Raw genomic sequence first — 21,625 nt, forward strand, 5'->3', positions numbered from 1 at the left:
TTTACACCTCATAAAATTAATGAATGATTAAAAGGGTATACTACATATATGTTTTCATCTTCTTATCATTTTCCTGTGATAAATTATTGGTAAAAAAAGAAAATCAAGAGGACGTTTTTAGAGAAAAATGGGGTGAAATTGACAAAAACCAAGTAGATAAACCTCCTCTTTTTGAAACTTGTATCAATGAACCCGAAGAAATAGATGATTGTTTTCATCAAACTATTATCAATCATATAAAGTCCGAAATAGCTGATACTAAAATTTCAGTAACAACATCCATAAATGATACCATATGGATACCATTACTAGTCGATAAAAGAGGCAAAATCAATTTAGAAGAATTTACGATACCAGAATTAATCACAGAACAAATCCCAAACTTTAAAGAAATTCTTATAAAAAGCATCAAAACGTTGCCAAAAGCAGACCCCGCTATTGTACGAAGTACTCCAGTTACCTCTAGATACAAATTACCACTAGTTATTCATATGAATTAATAAGCTATTGCTTAGTTTTGTAGAAACGAGAATTTCTTGGAAAACGAAAAAATCATACTAGGTATTGATCCTGGAACTACCATTATGGGATTTGGATTGATAAAAATTATCAATAAAAAAATGTCCTTTTTACAATTAAATGAGCTACAGCTTGGTAAATATGATGACCATTATTTAAAGTTGAAACTTATTTTTGAAAGAACAGTAGAGCTTATTGATACATATCATCCCGACGAAATAGCCATCGAAGCGCCATTTTTTGGAAAAAATGTACAATCCATGTTAAAACTAGGACGTGCACAAGGAGTTGCTATGGCAGCTGGATTAAGTAGAGAGGTACCTATAACCGAATACTCCCCAAAAAAAATAAAAATGGCAATTACTGGTAATGGTAATGCCAGTAAGGAACAAGTAGCTAAGATGCTTCAAAACCTTCTAAAAATCAAAACACTTCCTAAAAATTTAGACTCTACCGATGGATTGGCAGCTGCCGTTTGTCATTTTTATAATATGGGAAGAGCAGATATCGTAGGGAAAAGCTATAGCGGTTGGGCTGCTTTTGTGAAACAGAACGAAAAGCGAGTTAAAAAGTAATTTTCCCCTTTTTCATTACAAAATATCCTGCACTACTATATATATTTGTAAATCAAAATTTTAAAAACCTAAATCTAATTATGAAAAGAATTTTACATGTAACATTGATAATAGTCTTATTATCTTTTATGAGTTGTGGATCTGATGATTCCGACGCTACTTTATCTTTAACAGAATCATTTAATTTAACTGTAGATTCAGAAACTATACCTATAACGACTTGGCAAGCTTTAAGAACTTTCGACAATATCGAAATCTTAGGAGATGCAGATGACGGAAAAAGTTTTTACATGCGAATTAATGAAAATGGAGTTCTAGATAGAGTAGATTATGATGACTTCGATAATGGTTTAGATTTTTCTTCTTCCTATTACAATCCTTCAGAGACATTTATCGTTCAGAACATATCTATAGATGAAAATAATAAAATTATAAATATCTCTTTTGAAGGCACTCTATACGAAAATGATTTAGATGTGTTTTCTCCTTCTTCTACTGTCGAGATTACTCAATCATCAATTAATATTAAGTTTGTTGAAAACCCAACGGCCATATCGCCAGATCAAGATACATTTATCGATGCAAAAATTAACGGAGAACTATTTCAAAGTATGAAACATGCTACATCTACTGGTATTGATAGTAACTTAATCTCATATAGCGGTGATAGTGATGGTATAGCATCTATAAATATTAATTTTAACAAAGTAACTACAACAGCAGGAACATATAATTTCACTTCTAATGATCAAGCTACAAGTGTAAGTTATAGTACATTTGATCCTTTTACAGAAGAGTTTGGAGAGTTTATCGATTATGAAACATCTGGAACATTAATTATTGAAGTGTACACTCCAAGCACACCAACTTCTTTGGGGCTTCTTAAGGGTTCATTTGAATGTACCGCAACAGCTAATGGTCAAACCGTAAATATTACAGAAGGAAGGTTTAATTTTACATTTTTCTAAAACAATTGTCTGGTATATACATCCATATTCCTTTTTGCAAACAAGCTTGCCATTATTGCGATTTCCATTTCTCAACTTCTACTAAAAAGAAGGATCAAATGGTGTTTGCTTTGTGCAACGAGATTAAACTAAGAAGATCAGAAATTGACGATCACCAAGTTATTGAAACGATATATTTTGGAGGAGGAACACCAAGTATTCTTACTGTTCCTGCTTTGAAATTTATCATAGATACTATCTACGAAAATTATCTAGTATCAGATGATGTAGAAATAACCGTAGAAGCAAATCCAGATGATCTTACAGAATCCTACGTAAAAGCCATTGCCAGTACAGAAGTAAATCGACTAAGTATCGGTATCCAATCTTTTTTTGATGAAGATTTGAAACTTATGAATCGAGCGCACAATGCCAATGAAGCTAGTAAGAGTATATCTCTAGCTAAGGAATATTTTGATAACTTTTCTATTGATTTAATTTATGGAATACCAGGAATGTCAGCCGATAGATGGAAAGAAAACCTAAAAATAGCATTAGACACCGATGCACCTCATATTTCTAGCTATGCACTAACAGTAGAACCCAAGACAGCTTTGGCTTCATTCGTAGAAAAAGGCATTATTGCACCCGTAGAAGATGAACTTGCTCAAGAGCACTTTGACATCTTAGTAGATACGATGGAGCAAGCAGGATTTGAATATTATGAATTTTCTAATTTTGGAAAACCAGGATATTTTAGTAAAAATAATACCGCATATTGGCAAGGAAAGCATTATTTAGGTATCGGTCCATCAGCGCATTCGTATAATGGTAATGAACGAAGTTGGAATATTAATAACAACACAAAATATATCAAAGCGCTGCAAGAAAATGAGCTTCCTAGAGAAGTAGAAAAGCTAACCACTACCGACAAGTACAATGAATACGTAATGACAGGATTACGAACAATTTGGGGTGTTTCTCTTGAAAAAGTGGAAAATACTTTTGGAATTACCTTTAAAGAATACTTACTAAAACAAGCTAAAAAACATATAGAAGAACATTTATTGTTTTTGGATAATGACACGCTATCAGTTACTAAAAAAGGAAAGTTTTTAAGCGATGGGATTGCAAGTGATCTTTTCTTATTAAATTTAGGCTAACTCAGAAGATAGAGGAACACATTTTCATGATCACAACCATTCAATACCAGAAGACTTCTTATCAAATTGATTTATCTAAACCATTGGATATCTCCATCTCATTGAGAGCTACGGAAGATAACGTAAATGCCTGGTATATCCCTGCTCCAAAAATAGAACCTGTAAAAGATGGTGATTGGGTTGGAAAAGTTTCTGAAGGAGCTTCTACTAACTTTAATAATATATACTTTAATCCTCATGGACATGGAACACATACAGAATGTGTTGGACATATCACTCCTGAATTCCATAGCATTAATCAAACTTTAAAACAATTCTTTTTTACGGCTGAACTTATTACGATTGACCCAGAAATTAACGACGATGATTTTGTAATAACAAAAGAACAAATCAAAAAAGCATTGCTTTCAAAACCAGAAGCACTTATTATACGAACAACCCCTAATCATGCAAGTAAATGCAACAAACAGTATTCTTACACCAATTGGGCGTATTTATTAGAAGAAGCAGCACAATTTATAAGAGAACAAGGAATCAAACATCTTTTGATTGATCTACCATCTGTAGATAAGGAAAAAGATGACGGGAAATTATTGGCGCACAAAGCTTTTTGGAATTATCCTCAAGACACCCGATTAGACGCAACTATTACAGAAATGGTTTTTGTAAAAGATCAAATAAAAGATGGAGCATACATGCTTAACCTTCAGATAGCATCTTTCGAAAATGATGCTTCTCCTAGTAAACCTGTTTTATATAAAATAATACAATCATGATGAAAACCACTTTGCAGTTAGAAGAGCTGGCTATGCTTGTTTTAGGCATATACCTTTTTAGTTTACTCTCATTTTCTTGGTGGTTATTTTTGGCTTTATTTTTGGTACCTGACATTGGAATGTTAGGATATATTATCAATACTAAAATGGGAACTTTTTCATACAATATATTCCATCATAAAGGCATAGCTATTGTAATCTATCTGATTGGCGTATACCTATCCAACGAATACCTATTGTTATGCGGAATTATCCTATTCTCTCATTCCGCCTTTGACAGAATTCTAGGATATGGTCTTAAATATGAAAAAGGATTTAAATTTACCCATCTAGGTGAGATTGGGAAAAAGAATTAATATGGAATTATTATTTATTGGATTATTAATAGGTGCTATTTTGGCGTATTTTATTTTTGCCAGATTTAGTGCTGTTAAAAAAAGAGCTAGTGTACAAACACAATCCACTATTCTTATGGAAAAGATAAGAAGTGTTTGCAAACTTGTTACGGTAGAAGGCGATTTTGCAGAAATATACCACTACGAAAGTGTAAAAGAGAAATTCTTTAATATCATAAGAGGCAAGAAAAAGGCATTAATCCTAATTGATGCAAAAGCACATGTAGGATTCGATCTTTCCAAGATAAAATTAGAAAGCGATACCAAAAACAAAAAAATTATTTTAACCCAATTTCCACAAGCCAAATTACTTACTATTGAAACGGATTTTAAATATTATGATAAGAAAGAAGGTTGGTTAAATCCTATGACTTCTAATGATCTTACCGATATTAACCAGGAAGCAAAACAATTTATTATAGATAAAATTCCTCAAAGTGGATTGATAGAAGCTGCCGGAAAAGAATTATTAACTGTAATATCTCTTATGGAAACCGTTGCGGAGTCTATAGGTTGGAAATTAGATTATTCTGCTTTAGAACTCAATCATGAGTTAGACCAAAAGCTTCTTAACTAGAAAATAATGAGCATTACAATCTCTACGGATAACTCAAAACTAAATATTGATTTTATTCATCAATTTTTAACGAATGCCTATTGGTCAAAAGGAAGAACCAAAGAAGAAGTTCAAAACAGTATAGAACATTGTCTTAATTTTGGCGTTTATCTAAATGGTGAGCAGATTGGTTTTGCTAGATTGTTAACAGATTATACAGTTTTTGCATACCTTATGGATGTATTTATTATTGAAAATTATAGAGGTAATGGATATTCCAAACAACTGATCAAAACGATCGTAGAACATTCTGAACTCCAAAAAGTACATCGGTGGATGCTTGCTACTAAAGATGCGCACGGATTATATAAACAATTTGGATTTGAAGAATTACCAGATCCTAATTTGATGATGACAAAATGGACATAGAAGCTTTTAGAGCATATTGCTTATCAAAAAAAGGTGTTACAGAAGAATTTCCTTTTGACGAAAATACACTGGTTTTTAAGGTAATGGGCAAAATGTTTGCCTTAACGGGATTGGAAAGACTTCCCTTTAGCGTAAACCTAAAATGCGATCCCGATAAATCTTTAGAACTCCGAGAATATCATCCAGAAATCGAACCTGGATATCATATGAGTAAAAAACATTGGAATACTGTTAACTTTTCTGGCAGTTTAGCTACTCATATGTTATGCGAATTAATTGATCACTCTTATGACTTAGTTGTTAGTGGACTGACCAAAAAAGCAAAACAAGAATTAGAAAACCTTTAAAACAAAAAAAGAAAATCCATATCATAGTCTTTTCGGCTTATAACATTTTCTTTTTACACATACAATGAACAAACCGCACGAATTTTATGACTCGCAAATAAAAAGTCATAGCAACTCTTTAAGTAAGATAAAAAAACAATTAGCTATTTCTAGTACCATTAGACTTCTTGTTTTTCTAGGGATTATAGCCGGAATCTACTTTGGATATCCTAATACGCAGATCATTCTGGGAAGTATTATTGTAGGTATTGTGATTTTTATTGTTATGGTAAATCGTCATACTAACCTATCCTATACCAAAAATAAACTCCAAAAATTAATCGATCTGAATCAACTAGAGTTAGACGTTTTTAATAACGACTATAGCAAACTTCCTGCAGGAAAAGAATTTATCGATGCTACCCATGAGTATAGTCATGACATTGATCTATTTGGAGAACGGTCTTTCTTTCAATACACTAATAGAACTGCTACCATAGCTGGTAAAAACATGCTTGCTGAGCTACTAAAAAGTAATAATATAAAAGAAATAAAAGACAAGCAAGATGCTATTAAAAACCTCTCTAAATTAGCTTCCTGGCGACAAGAGTTTACAGCTATTGCCTCTTTGGTTGAAGTCTCTATATCCATATCCAAAATTCAGTCTTGGTTACAAAAATACACACCCTTTGTTCCAAAAATAATGAAAGTACTTCCTGCTATTGTTTCTACAATCTCTGTTATATTACTGGTGTTACTTTTCATAGAGGTTATTACGTTTCAAATGTTTCTCATTTGGTTTTTTATTGGCCTAGGAATCACAGGATCTCAACTAAAAAAAATAAACAATTTGTATAATGATGCCAACAAAGCAAAAGATACCTTCGAACAGTATTACAAACTAGTTGATCTTATAGAAAAAAGTAAATTCGAATCGAAATTATTGCAAATAAAACAGCAAAATGTCATCAATGAAAAAGAAAAAGCTTCATTAATTCTAAAACAGTTTGCCAGTATACTAAATGCCTTTGACCAACGAAATAATATGATGTTCGGAATTTTTGCAAATGGTCTTTTTCTTTGGGACATCATACAATGCTATCGAATTGAAAAATGGATAGCTGCTCATCATCATAAGGTAGACCAATGGTTTGAAGTCATCGCATTTTTTGACGCTTATAACTCCTTAGGGAATTTTGCTTTTAATAATCCTGATTATGTATATCCAAAACTGACAAAAGAGGGAAACATCATTGAAGCTAAAGCATTAGGACATCCAATGCTAAAAACCTCTAAACGAGTTGATAATGACATTACTATTAATAAAGAAGAGTTTTTCATTATCACTGGTGCTAATATGGCTGGTAAAAGTACTTTTTTAAGAACTGTAGCGCTACAGATTGTGATGTCTAACATAGGACTTCCCATATGTGCAAAATCTTGTTCCTATAGACCAATTAAATTGATCACAAGTATGCGAACTTCTGATTCGTTAAGTGATGATGCTTCATATTTCTTTTCAGAATTAACGCAACTTAAAAGAATTGTAGATGCCTTACACAAAGACGAATATTTTATCATTTTAGACGAAATCCTAAAAGGTACTAACAGCAAAGATAAAGCTGCGGGATCCAGAAAATTTGTAGAACGATTGGTAAAAGCAAATGCCACGGGTATCATAGCTACTCATGATTTAAGTTTATGTGAGATAGCTTCCGAATTGAACTCTGTAAAAAACAGGTTTTTCGATGCGCAAATTATAAATGATGAACTATTTTTCGACTATAAATTCAAAGATGGGATTTGTCAAAATATGAATGCTTCCTTTCTATTGAACAAAATGGGGATCGTTTAGTCTTCTTTTGTAGGCAGAAGGAGTAATACCTTTTATTTCTTTAAACTTTCTATTAAAATTGGATAAGTTTTTAAAGCCACTGCTATAAGAGGCTTGGGATATGGTAATCTCTTTTTCTTTGGATAATAATTTACAAACATTTTCAATTCTAACTTCTATCAAGAATTGAAAGAACGTTTTGTTCGTTCTGGTTTTAAAATATCTACAAAATGCATTGGGAGTCATATTAGCAAGATCCGCTGCTTCTTTCAAGGAAAAGTCTTTACTAAACTCATCCATCACAGCTTTAAAAACTTTTGCCATTCGTTTCCCTTCATTATCAGTATATACCCTTTTAGAAATAAATGAGGATATCGTTTGAGTATGAGCCGTTTTTAACAACTGTAATATCTTTAAAAACACTGTAAAACGATCAAAACGATTCTCTTTTTCCAAAATTCTCAGAAACTGTTTTTTAAGCTTCTGCTTTTTAGAAAGTACTCTAATTCCGTATGCCGAACTTCTAAAAAAATCCGAAAGATCTTCAAACTCTGGGAGTTCAAAAAAGGATTTACCAAAAGATTCTCTAGTAAAAAAAAGTGAAATCATATACGATTCTTCATCCGAAGAAGCGCTTTTTAGCACATGTGGTACATTACTACCAAAAACCAAAATATCATTTGGCTTATAATCTGTAATAGCATCTCCTACAATTAAGCTACCTTCCCCTGATATGATAATAGATATTTGTATCTCTTCATGCTGATGCAGCTTATCATATAGCACAATTCCCCTATCTTCCTGAATAAGCAACGTATCTGTAGAAGATTTTGGTATTTTAAAAGGTAGGGCTTTCATTTACAGACAAATATATTCCAATATTAATCATATTAATGTAAATTTCAATAATATAAGATAATATAGTATTAGTTTTAGATAATTTCACCATATCCTAAGCTGTAATTTGACAATATCTTTGAATAAAAAAACAACAATGAATATAAAATGGGAAGGTGTGATGCCTGCAGTAACTACAAAATTTACTGATCAGGACACTTTAGACTTACAGATGTTTACAACCAATATAGAAGCTCAGTTAGAAGCTGGTGTCCATGGTATTATATTGGGTGGCACTTTAGGAGAAGCCAGTACACTTACTGACGCGGAAAAAAGCACTTTGGTAAAAACTACTGTAGATATCGTTGATAATAAAGTTCCAGTGATTATCAATATCGCTGAGCAAAGTACAAAAGGTGCTATAAAAGCTGCTAAGAAAGCTAAGGAAGATGGCGCGAATGGACTAATGATGTTACCTCCAATGCGATACAAAGCAGGAGATCGAGAAACGGTAGTATACTTCAAAGAAGTAGCTAAAAATACTGACTTACCCATTATGATTTACAACAATCCTGTAGATTACAAAATCGAGGTGACACTGGACATGTTTGAAGAACTTTTGGAAATGGATAACATTCAGGCGGTGAAAGAATCAACAAGAGATATTTCCAATATTACTCGCATCAAAAATAGGTTTAATGATCGACTAAAGATTCTATGCGGTGTGGACACACTTGCCTTAGAAAGTTTACTTATGGGTGCTCAAGGTTGGGTAGCTGGATTGGTATGTGCATTTCCTAAAGAAACCGTTGCTATTTATGAACTACAAAAAGCAGGCAGAATTAAGGAAACCTTAGCAATATATCGCTGGTTTTTACCATTGTTAGAATTAGATATAAATCCTAAATTAGTACAGAATATCAAACTGGCAGAAGTTGCTACTGGTATTGGAACTGAAAATGTTCGCGCTCCTAGACTTCCGTTAATTGGAGATGAACGAAAAATGGTTTTGCAGATTATAGAAAATGGAATCAAAACAAGGCCTGTTTTACCAGATTACAAATCATTAGCAAGTAACCGGTTTTAAAGCTACTGCAAACAAACAATAAAATTATTACACTCATTAATGTATCATTTATGATAACGGGCAAAAACTATATAGGAAATCAACTTTCATCTGAAGGATCAAAAACATATAAGACCTTTAACCCCAAGTTAAATATTGAGAACACCCCTCTTTTTCATGAAGCTTCATCAGAAGAAATAGAAAAGGCGGTTTCTTTAGCTTCAAACGCCTTTGAAATCTTTAAAAAGATTTCAGGAGCAAAAAAAGCTGAATTTCTGAATGCTATTGCTGATGAAATTTTGGCATTAGACCAAGCTCTTATCGAGACGTATATGTCTGAAACAGGCCTGCCGGAAGGAAGAGCAAAAGGGGAACGTGGAAGAACTATTGGGCAATTACGAATGTTCGCTGAATTGGTATTAAATGGATCTTGGGTAGAGGCTACTATCGATACAGCGGATCCAGATAGAAATCCAATACCAAAACAAGACATTCGAAAAATGCTTGTACCATTAGGACCTGTTGTAGTTTTTGGTGCTAGTAACTTTCCTTTGGCTTATTCTACAGCTGGTGGAGATACCGCCGCTGCATTTGCAGCAGGATGTCCAGTTATTGTAAAATCACATCCTATGCATGCAGGAACTGGAGAATTGGTTGCTAGTGCAATTGCAAAAGCAATTGAAAAAACGGGAATGCCAAATGGAGTTTTTTCAAACCTTAATAGTTCGGGAATTGAAGTCGGCACGCAATTGGTACAACATCCAAAAGTTAAAGCCGTTGGTTTTACAGGAAGTATTAAAGGAGGAAGAGCGCTGTTTGATTTAGCGTCACAAAGACCAGAGCCTATTCCTGTTTTTGCAGAAATGGGAAGTATTAATCCTGTCATTTTATTACCAAAAGCCACAGAATCTAGAGGTAAAGAACTTGCCAAAACCTATGCACAATCCATAACTCTAGGAACAGGACAATTTTGTACAAATCCAGGATTAATAATAGGCATTAAAGGATCTTCATTAGATAAATTCATCGAATCCTTATCCAATGAAATCTTAACAATAGATCCTTCTTGTATGCTACATCCTAACATCGTAGACAATTACGAAAGAAATAAAAACCGCGCATTAGAACAGAATGGATTGATAACGACAGCCGATTATCATGATGATGTCGCAGTTAATCATGCAAGACAAACCATAACTACAGTAGAAGGTAAAACCTTTTTAGAAAACACTACATTACATCAAGAGGTTTTTGGACCATTTTCTATGGTAGTACAATGTAAAGACATCGAAGAATTAACTGCCGTAATCTCTAATCTAGAAGGGCAATTAACAGGAACTATTTTAGCAGAGAATGATGAGTTAGATACATATCCTTTTATCGTCAATGCCTTGCAAAACCGAGTAGGTAGAATTATTTTTAACGGAGTACCTACAGGCGTAGAGGTTTGCCCTTCTATGCTTCATGGTGGACCTTACCCTGCTTCTACCGACAGCAGATTTACCGCAGTAGGAATTCACTCGATAAAAAGATGGGTTCGACCATTTAGTTATCAAAGTTGGCCCAATCATCTTTTACCAGATGAATTAAAAAATGAAAATCCTTTAGGTTTGTCTCGTCTAGTAAATGGTTCTTCAACTAGTGATCCCATCTAATCATGTCTAGAACTGTTTTTAAATGTATCGACGCACATACCTGCGGAAATCCTGTGAGAGTGGTCACTACAGGTCATCCAAATCTAAAAGGGAGTTCTATGAGTGAAAAAAGACAACATTTCCTTCAAGCATATGATTGGATCAGAAAAGGATTGATGTTCGAGCCTCGTGGTCATGATATGATGAGTGGAAGTTTTTTATTCGAACCTCAAAATCCTGAAAATGATTTTGCCATCTTATTTATCGAAACCTCTGGTTGTTTGCCTATGTGTGGTCATGGAACTATTGGTACTATTACCATTGCTATTGAAGAAGGACTCGTACAACCAAAAAATCCAGGAATCATAAAAATGGAAGCGCCAGCAGGTTTGGTAGAAATCAGTTATCAACAAACCTCAAATAAGGTGGATTGGGTAAAGTTGAAAAATGTGAAATCATATCTAGCTAGCGAAGGCCTCAAGATCCAATGTCCAGAGCTAGGAGAAATTACTTTTGATGTCGCCTATGGTGGTAATTATTATGCCATCATTGATCCGCAAAAGAATTTTAGTGGTATACAAGATTTTACTGCCTCTAAATTGATCCAGTTTTCGCAAATACTAAGAGAGAGTATTAATAAGAAATATCCTAATCAATTTATACATCCAGAAAATCCAACTATTAGAGATGTAAGCCACGTGTTGTGGACAGGAACTCCCTTAGACGTTAAATCTTCGGGTAGAAATGCTGTTTTTTATGGTGATAAAGCAATTGATCGCTCTCCTTGCGGAACAGGAACCTCAGCAAGAATGGCTCAATTATACGCAAAGGGAAAACTAAAAAAAGGAGAAGAATTTATTCATGAAAGTTATATAGGTTCTAAATTTATTGGAAGAATTGAAGAAGAAACAACATTAAATGGTAAAAAGGCCATTATTCCAAGCATACAAGGATGGGCGAAAATATACGGATACAATACCATTATTATTGACGAGGAAGATGATCCTTATGCGCATGGGTTTCAGGTAATTTGATAAGATGTATTAATAAATCAATGAAAAAATGATATAATGAAGTAATTTATGATTTTAGAAAATAATCAAAAAGAGGTTAAACTAACATATGGAAAAGGTAGAATTCATTGAAAAATTTAAGGATCGAACTAAAAAATTATCTGTAGACATAATTCTGATGTATAATAATTTGAATAAATCAGAAGCCACTAAGGTTATTGGTTATCAAATTATAAAAAGTGCAACCTCGACAGCAGCGAACTATCGAGCTTCGTGTATTGCTAGATCCAAAAAAGAATTTTATTCTAAAATTTCAATTACAACTGAAGAGGCAGATGAAACCGTATTTTGGTTAGAAGTTTTAAAAGATTCGGGATTAGCATCTGAAAAATTAATTAATCCACTCTTAAACGAAGCAGAAGAAATTCTAAAAGTAGTATCAAAAGCTAGAAAAAACACCACATTTAATTAAATTATTTATACCATTAATTAGATCATTGTTTCACTAAACCATTCATACATTGAAAAATTGTATCATTATTGGAGGAGGTATTATCGGATTATCATCCGCATATTACTTACAGAAAGCTGGACATAAGGTTACTATTATTGATCAATCCTCTATGGACTTTGGAGCTTCTTATGTGAATGCGGGATACCTAAGCCCAAGCCATATTATTCCGTTAGCAGCTCCTGGAGTGATGAAAAAAGGATTAAAATGGATGTTTAATCCTGGAAGTCCATTATTTATTAAGCCACGTCTAAAATCAGATTTTTTGCAATGGGCATGGGCATTTAACACTTCTTGTTCTGTCAAAAATGTAACTAGAAGTATACAGCCTATTAAAGATATTACCCTACTAGGTCAGCAATTATATTCGGAAATAAAAAAAGAAGAGAATTTCAATTTCCAACTAGAAAAAAAGGGACTTTTAATGATTTGTCAAACTCACAAAATGCTAGACGAGGAATTAAAGGTCGTGGATTTAGCAAAAAAAGAAGGACTTGCAGCAAGAGAATTATCCTTAAAAGAATTACAGCAAATAGAACCAAATGTACAAATTGACGCTAAAGGTGCTGTTTTATTTGAGTGTGATGCTCATACTACTCCAACTACTTTTATGGAAGAAATGAAAGCGTATCTAAGTAAAGCTGGCGTTACTATTCTTAAAAACGAAAAGATACGAAGTGTACAAAATGATGGAGAAAAAGTAATTTCGATAACGAGTGATTCCAGCACCTATACAGCAGATGAATTTGTAGTAGCCGCAGGATCCTGGTCAAAATTACTTTGTAAAAAACTAGGCATCAAACTTCTTTTAGAAGCAGGCAAAGGATATCGAATTAACTGTACTAGAGACCTTGGTATTACTATGCCCGCTATATTAGCCGAAGCAAAAGTAGCAGTAACTCCAATGGATGGTTTTACCCGATTTGCTGGAACTATGGAAATAGCTGGAATTAATCATCATATTAATACAGTTAGAGTAGATGCTATTGCCAAAGCAGCTAACAAGTATTATCCAGACATCACTATATCCAACTCCGAAAAGAATGATGCTGCTTGTGGCTTAAGACCCGTAACACCAGATGGAATGCCTTATATTGGAAAATCTGGAAAATGCAAAAACCTAACAATAGCTACAGGACACGCAATGCTTGGTTGGAGTATGGGAACATCTACGGGAAAACTCGTTTCAGAAATTGTTTCGGATAAAAAAACATCATTAGAGATAGAAGTGTACCATCCAGATCGAAGGTTTTGAGTATCTTTAGGATCACTTTACACAAACTCAAATCTCATGACTGTATCTAATTACAACCTACTTTCGCTTATCCAAAAAACAACTTTAATTGTTTTAATATCTAACTTCTTTTCATTTTCATTAAATGCTCAGCAAACATTAACCAATACGCTAATGCATGATGGAATACAAAGAGAATATATTTTATATATCCCTGCCAGTTATTCTGGTAATGTAGAGGTTCCATTGGTTTTTAATTTTCATGGATATGGTTCAAACCACACCCAACAAATGAACTATGGGGATTTTAGATCTATTGCAAATAGGGAAGGTTTTTTAATAGTACATCCGTTAGGAACCGTTGATAATAATGGAAATACTCATTTTAATGTAGGCTGGGGAACTAGTACCGTTGACGATGTAGGATTTACTGCAGCGCTAATCGATGAAATATCATCAAACTATAGTGTTAATCAAAAACGAATTTACAGTACTGGCATGTCTAACGGCGGATTTATGAGCTATAGATTAGCTTGCGAACTCAGTGAAAAAATTGCTGCTGTTGCTTCTGTTACAGGAACCATGACTGTGGGCCAACAGAATAATTGTACAACTTCACACCCAGTACCTATCATGGAAATACACGGAACGAATGACTCAACAGTTCCCTACAACGGAAATGGTGGTTTTGAATCTGTTGAAAACGCACTTAATTTTTGGGTAAATGCTGTAAATACGGATTCTACGCCTACGATCACAAATATTGATGATATTAATCCCAACGATAACTCTACGGTAGAATATTATGTATATCCTAATGGTGATAACGGAGTACAAATAGAACACTTCAAAATAATCAATGGAGGTCATACATGGCCTGGAAGTGCTTTTGAAATTGGTCCTGTTACCAATAAAGATATAGACGCGTCTGAGGAAATTTGGAAGTTCTTTTCTAAATACGATATTGACGGTGCGGAGCAACTCTCCGTAGACGAATTTAATGAAGTTGACTTAACTGTGAACATTTATCCAAATCCAACCAGTAATTATCTTACCATAAACACAATTTCTTCTGAACCTATACCGTATACGATGTATTCTGTATCAGGAAACGTAGTATCTACTGGAGAAATAGGTGCTGTTGATCAAAAAATTAACCTAACAAATCTAGCTTCGGGTATCTATTTTATAACCATAAAAAATAGTTCCTATAAAATATTAAAAACGGAGTAATTAGGTGTATATTTTAGTTTGCAACTATAGCTAAACCGAATGAAAGAACTGGAAAAATATAAATCTAAATTGATTGGCAAAAAGCTAATTAAAGTTCTTCATTCCGACCAAGGAGAAGGAATAGAACATTTAAACGGACTTGGAAACGCATATTACTTCTCAACAGTTTTAGAACTCGAAAATGGAGAAAAATATCGATTTGGTAATGACTGGATTGACGAGTGGGACGAATCAGAAAAATTAATGGAAGTTACTCACCAAAATTGGGAAATCAAAAAAAATACAAAGTTCCATGATTTAGAAATTTCTGACCTAATAATTGACGAGTACCACGATGTTTACATAAAACTTGAAAATGAAGTCCTCGTATACCATAAAATAGATTATGGAGACAAACTATTTTTTGACAAATACTCTAAATTATTTGACTCCAATGGAAAATTGAAAAGTAAAAACACAATTGCTAACAAAGGCAATAATTCATTGTGGCAACGAATAAAAAGAATTTTTAATCAATAAATTTGGCTAATTTCAAAAACGGAATATTTCTTACAGCAAATTCCACACCGAAATCATAGCTGAGACATTATGCAAAATTTATGAAAAATACCTCGTTTCTAATATTAGTTATTTTATTTTTCACTTTTTCTTGTAAAGAAGAAAGGGTAAAAAACACATCCAGTCAAGATATAAAAGTCGGAAAAGATGATAGAGATGTTGTTATTTTTGATCCACAAAATTCAACGATGAATCAAGCTATGCTTAAAGGAAAAAAGACTTTTGATAAGTTTATTGAAGCGTTTAATAATAAAAAGGAAAATCAAAAGCTTTTTTCGGTTAAAGTAAAAATAAATGATTTATCAAACACCGAATATCTCTGGATTTCAGAATTAACCTTTAAAGAAGAAAAAACGTTAAAAGGCGTATTACAAAATGATCCTTATTATATAAATAACATAAACATAGGCGATACTATTACAATTGATTTTGAAAAAGTTGTGGATTGGTCTTATATTGAAGATAATTACTTAATAGGAGGTTACACCCTAAGAGTTATGTTCGAGAAGTACAAAAAAGAACAAAAAAATGAAATCTTGAAACAATTGGGATATCAAATTGACTCTAAAATTGGAATTTAAAATTGAAAAATCTTCATAACACTCTACAAAAACGGATTAAAACTCATTTTATATTAATCCTTGTAAATGATTAACAAAATGTTAAACTTTTTGAAATACAAATCTGATAACTTATTTGAAAAGGTAAATACGGCAAAAGGTATTACTGAACTATCAATAAGGTTTCCAGAACATGACTTAGAAAAACACGGTCAGAACTTTTTGCATTTCGAAAAACTAAAAAAACTTTTCTTGCAATCTGATGTTAACAATGTGAGTTTAATACCGAATGATGTTGGAGAACTTAAAACAGTGAAAAAATTGGAAATTCTAAATTTTAATTATAAAGAATTTCCCGAATGGATCTTAAAACTTTCTAAATTAGAGTATTTGACTTTTAGGGGCAATGACATTGAAAATTTACCAGAGTCAATTTATGAATTGAAAAAATTAAAATATTTTCGACTTGAGAACTGCCGTATAAAGAAGCTACCCGAATCAATGTTTAATATGAATAAACTAATTCATTTATCCCTTGCAGATAACTTCAATCTAGAAACCATAAATAGTTATAATCTTCCCAAAAACTTGAAGAAATTAATAGTTTCACCTTCAAATTTGTCATCAAAACAAAAAGAGATGGTCAGTGATAGTAGACCGAAATTGGAGATTTATTAGTAAAAAAAAAGCATATAATAAGGTCCATAAATCACAGTGACTTTGTTACAACTATTCATACACGCAACGTTAATAATATCATGAATTGGAGGATAATAAAAGAAATACAAAGAGAATACGCCGACGGCTCCTATTATTTAAAAGCCGAAAGAGACTGTGTGGAAGGTACTCTTGTTTTAGAAATTAGTTTTATAGAACGATTTATGTATGATTTAACAGTAAATTTATCTAGAAAAGATCCGAAACGGAAGTTCCTTCTTTTCAAGAATTCAAAACCTGAAACGCTCTATAATTGTTTAGTATTTTATAATGAGCGCATAGAAAAGCATGGACATCAAATAATGAGAATGACAGAAGATTCTCCAATTGAAAAATTAAAAAGATTAGATTCCTTCCAAAAGGATGCGGTTCTTAATTTCAAAATAAGAGAAAAATATGATATTGATCTTACTACAAATCTTCCTGAAAAAGAAAATACCTAATGCAGTATATAACCATTGGTTCACTTTAGGTTACTAAAGTTTACGAATATTTACAGACAGCAACTATACATTAAACACAAAACACACCTTTACAGAATGTCTGTTTGTCTTTTATAAAAGGCATCTTGTTGTTTTTGCATTAATTCTCTAGCGATTTTCTTTTTGTATTGGTACAACTCATCTTCTTCAGCGATATCATTGTAAACTCTATCATTTACCGTATGATCAGTTTCTAGTAATGCTTTACGCTGATCTGCTTTCTGAGCCGTCCATGTTTTGACCTCACCTTCTAGATCTTCAATTTTAAAATCATATTCCCCTTTGGGAGATAATAATTTAGCAAAAATTGGAGAGGTTTCGATCGCTAAAAACAACAAAAAGATAAAGAAAGATGGTAACCAAGGTAATTTGCCCAATGCATTTACCCTTGCCATTAATCCATCAAAATTATCAATAATTGGTTGGGAGTCTTCTACCTGTTTTTCATATGCTTGTGCAAGTTCACCTTTTTGTGTTTCTAGATTTGCAATTTTTTCAGCATTCGTTTTCTTTAACTCCACTAAATCTGCCAATTGCGCATCATGCTTTTCTCTTTTTTCTTTGTAAACAGGACCTTTACCCACGAGCTCTGTTCCCTTTCGCCCTTCTGCTTCGGCAATATATGTTTCATACAATTCATTGACTTCCGCTTCTTTGGTAGTCACTTCTTTTTTTAGCGCTTCAATTTCAGTGTCAATCCCTTCTACAACAGGTGTATATTGCGTAGCTATCTGTTCCTGATTTGCCAAGGTAAGATCATTTTTTTGCTCTAAAAGCACTTGATCTATTTCCTTTTCAAAAATCTTTAATTCTAGAGGTTTAGATATCACTACTGCTATGATGACTGCCAAGATAATTCGAGGAGAAGCCTGTAACAGTTCATCCAAAAAACTATCCTTTTTCTTAATAGTAGAAACGATAAATCTATCCAGATTAAAAATTAATAGCCCCCAGACAATTCCGAAAAACACTGCTGTAAAATAATTATCAAAAACTGTGTATAACGCATAACTAGCGGCTAAAAAAGCCATTAATGCTGTAAAAAATACGGTTGCTCCAATACCTGCATACTTATTTTGTTCTCCGTTGGAGCAATTAGCCAAAATATCGGCATCTGTGCCAGAGCACAGAATAAAAAATCGTTTTAACATAATCTAAGGGTAATTTTGATTGACAATAGACTTATAACGCTGATTACTAATCAAATGTTGCACAAAAACCCCACCAAAGTGAGGTTTTAATGCGTTTTTATGTATTGATGAATGATATCTAAATAATTAATCTTTGATAATCACTTTAGATTTACCGTTATTAGTAGAAGCATCAATGGATAACGGATTACCCGAATCCTCTACTAATTTGAGTGCTTTTTTAGCGGAGATTTTCTTTCCGTTATAATAGAATTCCGCGTCGTTTTTTGCCATGTTTTCTATTAATTTAGCAGGAGTCTGGCGTTTAGCTCGTTGTTCTGCTTTTCTAGCATTCATTTCTGCAGCGCGCATAGCACTTTCACTTGCCAACATTTGTGCTCTAGCATTCATTTCTGCCTTGCGCATTTCTTGTCTTGCTTGTTGTTCTGCTTTTCGAGCTTGCATTTCCGCTTCACGTATTGCTTTTTTCGCATCCAGTTCTGCTTTATAGGCTTCAAATTCAGCTTTTACTTGCTCTTTTTGGGCTTTTCTTTCAGCCTCTAGAGCTAAATTTCTGGCTTTCGTTTCTTCTTTTCGCATTGCCTTCTCAGCCTTTCGAGCTTCTATTTTAGCTTTTCTCATATCTTTTGCCGACAATTCTCTCAATCTTTGTCGTTGTTCTAATACCTCTGCTCTTTGTTTCTCTGCTTGTTCAGCTGCTTCAGCTCTGGCTCGTTCTGCAGCTCCTATTAACTTCTGCATTTGCTCCATTGCGATAGCTCGTTTTACTTCAGCTTCTTCAATTCCAGCAATTGCATCTCTTCTATTTTCCTGCTCTACTCTTTCTGCTTCTGCAATTAATCGCTGAGATTCAGCTAACACTTCCATTTCTTCTGCTTTTATCTCCTCTAATGCTCTTTCTTGTTCCGCTTTTTGTTTCGCAATCTGAGCTTCCACTCTTTTGACATAAGCTTCTTTTTCTTCTTGAGTCAAGTCAGAATCTTCTGCAAACATTACCTCCACATAATTTCCATTCACTTTTGAAGGAGCTTCTGGAGCTGGTGGCGGAGGAGGTGGAGGAATATCACTTTTCTCACCTTTCTTTACTTTCGGAGCTTCTGGTGCTGGTGGTGGAGGCGGTATATCAGGAAACTGCTCCGACCTTTTGCGTTGATCCGGATTCATCTTTGTATAAATATTTATCATACGATAAATCTCACTATGCTTTACGCTAACTGGTTTATTCCCTTTAATCTTGGAATTTAAATCCTTTGCCCATATATTATATTCTTTTACCATTTCTTCAGTTACTCCATCCTGAACGTCTTTCTCTTTCCAATTTTTGGAAATGGTCATAGTTCTTTTCTCAGAAGTATTTTTAGTTGATGATGGTTCAAAAGATTGAGGTTCTTCAACATAACCTTCATTTTTAAACTTAACATCACCCATGCCAAGGTCTTTAAGCGCATCTAATAATGGAAGTATAAACAAATCCTTATTAGCTTCTTCATGAAAAGTTATATTAGCATTCGCATCTTTTTCTGAAGCATTATTTTTTACATATTCTTTTGCTAAATTTCTCACTTCATCAATACTAATTTTCTTTTCTCCATGATAAAGATTGTTATTGGCGTCAATTGTTAATTCAAAATCATCTGTAACTAACAGTTCTGGGACTTCTTTGATAATTTCCTTAGCTACAATATCATTATTAAATGACAGTAAACCAATTGCTAGTAACGGTAATACGGCTAGCATCTTTAAGATTGCCCTCTTGCGGGAAAAATTTTTAGTCATCATCTGTAATCGTTTTTTTGTTAATGAATAATTAATAGGACTCGATAATTCAGCCTGATTAGAGCTGTTTTTGTAATTAACGAGTAGGTCAAAATAACTCTGTATTGAAAATTGTTGTTTTAATACATTCTGATCTGCTAAGAACTCATGATTTAATCTGATTGATTTTTTGATAAAAATAAATACTGGATTAAACCAAAAAATTACTTGCAATAATTCTACAAACAGTATATCTAAGGTATGCTTCTGAAGCACATGTGTTTTCTCATGAAGAAGGATTTGTTCTGGAATAGCGTTTTGTTGAAACTCTTTTTTGGAAACAAAAATAAAGTCAAGAAACGTATGCGGAACAATGGAGTTTCCAACCAAAACGTTTACATGAGATGTCTCCTTTAAACGTTCATTTCCTCTCACTTTTTTGCCTATATCGATAAGATTCTTACTGAAACGAATGCCAAAAATCAACACGCCGATACCGTATATACTCCATATGATAATTGATGTATAATCAAGTGGTTCTTTTACGTCACTTAGTTCAGATACATTCATCATCAATGGAGCTGTCCCATCTACCACTATTTCTGGTTGCGGAGCAACTTCTACCTCATAAGTAAGTGTAATAAGAGGTACGCTAAAGGCAAACACTAAACTAAAAAGAAGATAGAATCTCTTTAAAAAATGGATATTCTCCTTTTCTAAAAACAACTTATAGAAACCCCATAAGAGCATCAAACACAAAGAAGATTTAAGGATATAGGCTATCATTTTTGTTTCTTTAAAAGTTCTTGATCCACTATTTTTTTAAGCTCCTCTAACTCGGAAGTAGACAAATTTGTTTCGGAAGTAAAAAACGAAGCAAACTGTGAAGCAGAATCATTGAAGAAATTCTTTATTAAGCCATTCACATGCTTAGAAAAATAATCTGTCTTTTTTACCAACGGATAATATTCTCTCGATTTACCATATAATTTGTAATCTACAAAACCCTTGTCTTTCATTCTTTTTAACAAAGTTGCCACTGTAGTTGTAGCAGGCTTTGGTTCCGGAAAGGCATCGAGTAAATCTTTCATAAAAGCTTTCTCCAGTTTCCAGAGATACTTCATTAATTGTTCTTCTGCTTTTGACAATTGCATTCTTCTACATTATTAGAATTAACTCTACAAATGTAGAATAAAAATTTATATTTCCAAACATCCTTTTTCTAAAAAGTAAATAATCCTCGGGGCAAGCCCCGAGGCATTAGATTAGAATAGATCTAACTGATCTGTTTTATGTAACACTTCATATTCTTTTTCCTTGCCTTGATTTTTTACATATTGAGCAATGATTTTCT

General features: G+C 33.2%; 24 protein-coding genes. 20 read left to right on the plus strand and 4 right to left on the minus strand.

Annotated elements, in window-relative coordinates:
* Nucleotides 1-23: 23 nt before the first annotated feature.
* The 10 genes from ACWNT5_RS14615 to ACWNT5_RS14660 all read left to right on the plus strand — a co-directional run bounded on the left by ACWNT5_RS14615 (nucleotide 24) and on the right by ACWNT5_RS14660 (nucleotide 7,541).
* Nucleotides 24-500, plus strand: a complete 477-nt coding sequence (locus ACWNT5_RS14615; protein WP_456517751.1) for a hypothetical protein — start codon at nucleotides 24-26, stop codon at nucleotides 498-500.
* A gap of 36 nt (nucleotides 501-536) precedes the next feature.
* On the plus strand, nucleotides 537-1,094 hold the full coding sequence (gene ruvC / locus ACWNT5_RS14620) for a crossover junction endodeoxyribonuclease RuvC (protein ID WP_299605495.1): 558 nt from the start codon (nucleotides 537-539) through the stop codon (nucleotides 1,092-1,094).
* An 80-nt stretch (nucleotides 1,095-1,174) separates the two neighbouring features.
* Entirely contained in the window at nucleotides 1,175-2,062 is an 888-nt protein-coding gene (locus tag ACWNT5_RS14625; protein ID WP_456517752.1) for a hypothetical protein, read from the plus strand.
* Between the two features lie 5 nt (nucleotides 2,063-2,067).
* Nucleotides 2,068-3,204, plus strand: coding sequence for a radical SAM family heme chaperone HemW (hemW, locus tag ACWNT5_RS14630; protein WP_456517753.1), 1,137 nt, complete (start codon nucleotides 2,068-2,070; stop codon nucleotides 3,202-3,204).
* A 26-nt stretch (nucleotides 3,205-3,230) separates the two neighbouring features.
* Nucleotides 3,231-3,980 (plus strand): cyclase family protein, encoded by a 750-nt coding sequence (locus ACWNT5_RS14635; protein WP_456517754.1) that lies wholly within the window; start codon nucleotides 3,231-3,233, stop codon nucleotides 3,978-3,980.
* Entirely contained in the window at nucleotides 3,980-4,336 is a 357-nt protein-coding gene (locus ACWNT5_RS14640; protein ID WP_456517771.1) for a DUF4260 domain-containing protein, read from the plus strand. Before ACWNT5_RS14635 ends, ACWNT5_RS14640 begins: the two co-directional genes overlap by 1 nt.
* Nucleotide 4,337: 1 nt before the next feature.
* Nucleotides 4,338-4,952, plus strand: coding sequence for a DUF4230 domain-containing protein (locus ACWNT5_RS14645; protein ID WP_456517755.1), 615 nt, complete (start codon nucleotides 4,338-4,340; stop codon nucleotides 4,950-4,952).
* Between the two features lie 6 nt (nucleotides 4,953-4,958).
* Complete coding sequence (locus ACWNT5_RS14650) at nucleotides 4,959-5,360, plus strand: GNAT family N-acetyltransferase (protein ID WP_299898122.1); 402 nt, start codon at nucleotides 4,959-4,961, stop codon at nucleotides 5,358-5,360.
* The gene (locus ACWNT5_RS14655) at nucleotides 5,351-5,707 is read left to right on the plus strand and encodes an MmcQ/YjbR family DNA-binding protein (RefSeq protein ID WP_299898121.1); all 357 of its coding nucleotides are present in this window, start codon (nucleotides 5,351-5,353) and stop codon (nucleotides 5,705-5,707) included. The genes ACWNT5_RS14650 and ACWNT5_RS14655 overlap by 10 nt, the downstream gene beginning before the upstream one ends.
* Nucleotides 5,708-5,771: 64 nt before the next feature.
* On the plus strand, nucleotides 5,772-7,541 hold the full coding sequence (locus ACWNT5_RS14660) for a MutS-related protein (protein ID WP_456517756.1): 1,770 nt from the start codon (nucleotides 5,772-5,774) through the stop codon (nucleotides 7,539-7,541).
* Here the strand turns inward: ACWNT5_RS14660 and ACWNT5_RS14665 are convergent.
* Nucleotides 7,515-8,378: an AraC family transcriptional regulator gene (locus tag ACWNT5_RS14665; RefSeq protein WP_456517757.1), complete on the minus strand. Its 864-nt coding sequence runs from the start codon at nucleotides 8,376-8,378 to the stop codon at nucleotides 7,515-7,517. The genes ACWNT5_RS14660 and ACWNT5_RS14665 overlap by 27 nt on opposite strands.
* Nucleotides 8,379-8,514: 136 nt before the next feature.
* Here ACWNT5_RS14665 and ACWNT5_RS14670 point away from each other — a divergent pair, with 136 nt between their 5' ends.
* The 10 genes from ACWNT5_RS14670 to ACWNT5_RS14715 all read left to right on the plus strand — a co-directional run bounded on the left by ACWNT5_RS14670 (nucleotide 8,515) and on the right by ACWNT5_RS14715 (nucleotide 17,326).
* Complete coding sequence (locus ACWNT5_RS14670) at nucleotides 8,515-9,444, plus strand: dihydrodipicolinate synthase family protein (RefSeq protein WP_456517758.1); 930 nt, start codon at nucleotides 8,515-8,517, stop codon at nucleotides 9,442-9,444.
* Between the two features lie 50 nt (nucleotides 9,445-9,494).
* Nucleotides 9,495-11,078 carry an aldehyde dehydrogenase (NADP(+)) gene (locus ACWNT5_RS14675; protein WP_456517759.1) on the plus strand — a complete coding sequence of 528 codons (1,584 nt, stop codon included), beginning with the start codon at nucleotides 9,495-9,497 and terminating at the stop codon, nucleotides 11,076-11,078.
* Between the two features lie 2 nt (nucleotides 11,079-11,080).
* Nucleotides 11,081-12,091: a 4-hydroxyproline epimerase gene (locus tag ACWNT5_RS14680; RefSeq protein ID WP_456517760.1), complete on the plus strand. Its 1,011-nt coding sequence runs from the start codon at nucleotides 11,081-11,083 to the stop codon at nucleotides 12,089-12,091.
* Between the two features lie 88 nt (nucleotides 12,092-12,179).
* Nucleotides 12,180-12,542 carry a four helix bundle protein gene (locus ACWNT5_RS14685; RefSeq protein WP_299605472.1) on the plus strand — a complete coding sequence of 121 codons (363 nt, stop codon included), beginning with the start codon at nucleotides 12,180-12,182 and terminating at the stop codon, nucleotides 12,540-12,542.
* A 49-nt stretch (nucleotides 12,543-12,591) separates the two neighbouring features.
* Entirely contained in the window at nucleotides 12,592-13,836 is a 1,245-nt protein-coding gene (locus tag ACWNT5_RS14690) for an NAD(P)/FAD-dependent oxidoreductase (RefSeq protein WP_456517761.1), read from the plus strand.
* 36 nt (nucleotides 13,837-13,872) lie between these two features.
* Nucleotides 13,873-15,048, plus strand: coding sequence for an extracellular catalytic domain type 1 short-chain-length polyhydroxyalkanoate depolymerase (locus ACWNT5_RS14695; RefSeq protein ID WP_456517762.1), 1,176 nt, complete (start codon nucleotides 13,873-13,875; stop codon nucleotides 15,046-15,048).
* Between the two features lie 39 nt (nucleotides 15,049-15,087).
* The gene (locus ACWNT5_RS14700) at nucleotides 15,088-15,567 is read left to right on the plus strand and encodes a hypothetical protein (protein WP_456517763.1); all 480 of its coding nucleotides are present in this window, start codon (nucleotides 15,088-15,090) and stop codon (nucleotides 15,565-15,567) included.
* An 80-nt stretch (nucleotides 15,568-15,647) separates the two neighbouring features.
* Entirely contained in the window at nucleotides 15,648-16,187 is a 540-nt protein-coding gene (locus ACWNT5_RS14705; RefSeq protein WP_456517764.1) for a YegJ family protein, read from the plus strand.
* Between the two features lie 90 nt (nucleotides 16,188-16,277).
* Nucleotides 16,278-16,844, plus strand: a complete 567-nt coding sequence (locus ACWNT5_RS14710) for a leucine-rich repeat domain-containing protein (RefSeq protein ID WP_456517765.1) — start codon at nucleotides 16,278-16,280, stop codon at nucleotides 16,842-16,844.
* Between the two features lie 80 nt (nucleotides 16,845-16,924).
* Entirely contained in the window at nucleotides 16,925-17,326 is a 402-nt protein-coding gene (locus tag ACWNT5_RS14715; RefSeq protein WP_456517766.1) for a hypothetical protein, read from the plus strand.
* Between the two features lie 89 nt (nucleotides 17,327-17,415).
* Here ACWNT5_RS14715 and ACWNT5_RS14720 read toward each other — a convergent pair whose 3' ends face one another.
* The 3 genes from ACWNT5_RS14720 to ACWNT5_RS14730 all read right to left on the minus strand — a co-directional run bounded on the left by ACWNT5_RS14720 (nucleotide 17,416) and on the right by ACWNT5_RS14730 (nucleotide 21,425).
* Nucleotides 17,416-18,516 (minus strand): DUF4407 domain-containing protein, encoded by a 1,101-nt coding sequence (locus tag ACWNT5_RS14720; protein ID WP_456517767.1) that lies wholly within the window; start codon nucleotides 18,514-18,516, stop codon nucleotides 17,416-17,418.
* Nucleotides 18,517-18,642: 126 nt separating this feature from the next.
* Complete coding sequence (locus ACWNT5_RS14725; protein ID WP_456517768.1) at nucleotides 18,643-21,057, minus strand: M56 family metallopeptidase; 2,415 nt, start codon at nucleotides 21,055-21,057, stop codon at nucleotides 18,643-18,645.
* Nucleotides 21,054-21,425: a BlaI/MecI/CopY family transcriptional regulator gene (locus tag ACWNT5_RS14730; RefSeq protein ID WP_299605460.1), complete on the minus strand. Its 372-nt coding sequence runs from the start codon at nucleotides 21,423-21,425 to the stop codon at nucleotides 21,054-21,056. Before ACWNT5_RS14730 ends, ACWNT5_RS14725 begins: the two co-directional genes overlap by 4 nt.
* Between the last annotated feature and the right edge of the window lie 200 nt (nucleotides 21,426-21,625).

The sequence above is a fragment of the Aquimarina sp. 433 genome (assembly GCF_054054605.1).

Coding starts and splice junctions, on each gene's coding strand:
- ACWNT5_RS14635 (WP_456517754.1), top strand. CDS start 3,231: ATGATCACAACCATTCAATACCAGAAGACTTCTTATCAAATTGATTTA.
- ACWNT5_RS14665 (WP_456517757.1), bottom strand. CDS start 8,378: ATGAAAGCCCTACCTTTTAAAATACCAAAATCTTCTACAGATACGTTG.
- ACWNT5_RS14720 (WP_456517767.1), bottom strand. CDS start 18,516: ATGTTAAAACGATTTTTTATTCTGTGCTCTGGCACAGATGCCGATATT.
- ACWNT5_RS14680 (WP_456517760.1), top strand. CDS start 11,081: ATGTCTAGAACTGTTTTTAAATGTATCGACGCACATACCTGCGGAAAT.
- ACWNT5_RS14670 (WP_456517758.1), top strand. CDS start 8,515: ATGAATATAAAATGGGAAGGTGTGATGCCTGCAGTAACTACAAAATTT.
- ACWNT5_RS14640 (WP_456517771.1), top strand. CDS start 3,980: ATGAAAACCACTTTGCAGTTAGAAGAGCTGGCTATGCTTGTTTTAGGC.
- ACWNT5_RS14715 (WP_456517766.1), top strand. CDS start 16,925: ATGAATTGGAGGATAATAAAAGAAATACAAAGAGAATACGCCGACGGC.
- ACWNT5_RS14700 (WP_456517763.1), top strand. CDS start 15,088: ATGAAAGAACTGGAAAAATATAAATCTAAATTGATTGGCAAAAAGCTA.
- ACWNT5_RS14695 (WP_456517762.1), top strand. CDS start 13,873: ATGACTGTATCTAATTACAACCTACTTTCGCTTATCCAAAAAACAACT.
- ACWNT5_RS14650 (WP_299898122.1), top strand. CDS start 4,959: ATGAGCATTACAATCTCTACGGATAACTCAAAACTAAATATTGATTTT.
- ACWNT5_RS14655 (WP_299898121.1), top strand. CDS start 5,351: ATGGACATAGAAGCTTTTAGAGCATATTGCTTATCAAAAAAAGGTGTT.
- ACWNT5_RS14725 (WP_456517768.1), bottom strand. CDS start 21,057: ATGATAGCCTATATCCTTAAATCTTCTTTGTGTTTGATGCTCTTATGG.
- ACWNT5_RS14615 (WP_456517751.1), top strand. CDS start 24: ATGATTAAAAGGGTATACTACATATATGTTTTCATCTTCTTATCATTT.
- ACWNT5_RS14730 (WP_299605460.1), bottom strand. CDS start 21,425: ATGCAATTGTCAAAAGCAGAAGAACAATTAATGAAGTATCTCTGGAAA.
- ACWNT5_RS14660 (WP_456517756.1), top strand. CDS start 5,772: ATGAACAAACCGCACGAATTTTATGACTCGCAAATAAAAAGTCATAGC.
- ACWNT5_RS14645 (WP_456517755.1), top strand. CDS start 4,338: ATGGAATTATTATTTATTGGATTATTAATAGGTGCTATTTTGGCGTAT.
- ACWNT5_RS14625 (WP_456517752.1), top strand. CDS start 1,175: ATGAAAAGAATTTTACATGTAACATTGATAATAGTCTTATTATCTTTT.
- ACWNT5_RS14685 (WP_299605472.1), top strand. CDS start 12,180: ATGGAAAAGGTAGAATTCATTGAAAAATTTAAGGATCGAACTAAAAAA.
- ACWNT5_RS14705 (WP_456517764.1), top strand. CDS start 15,648: ATGAAAAATACCTCGTTTCTAATATTAGTTATTTTATTTTTCACTTTT.
- ACWNT5_RS14675 (WP_456517759.1), top strand. CDS start 9,495: ATGATAACGGGCAAAAACTATATAGGAAATCAACTTTCATCTGAAGGA.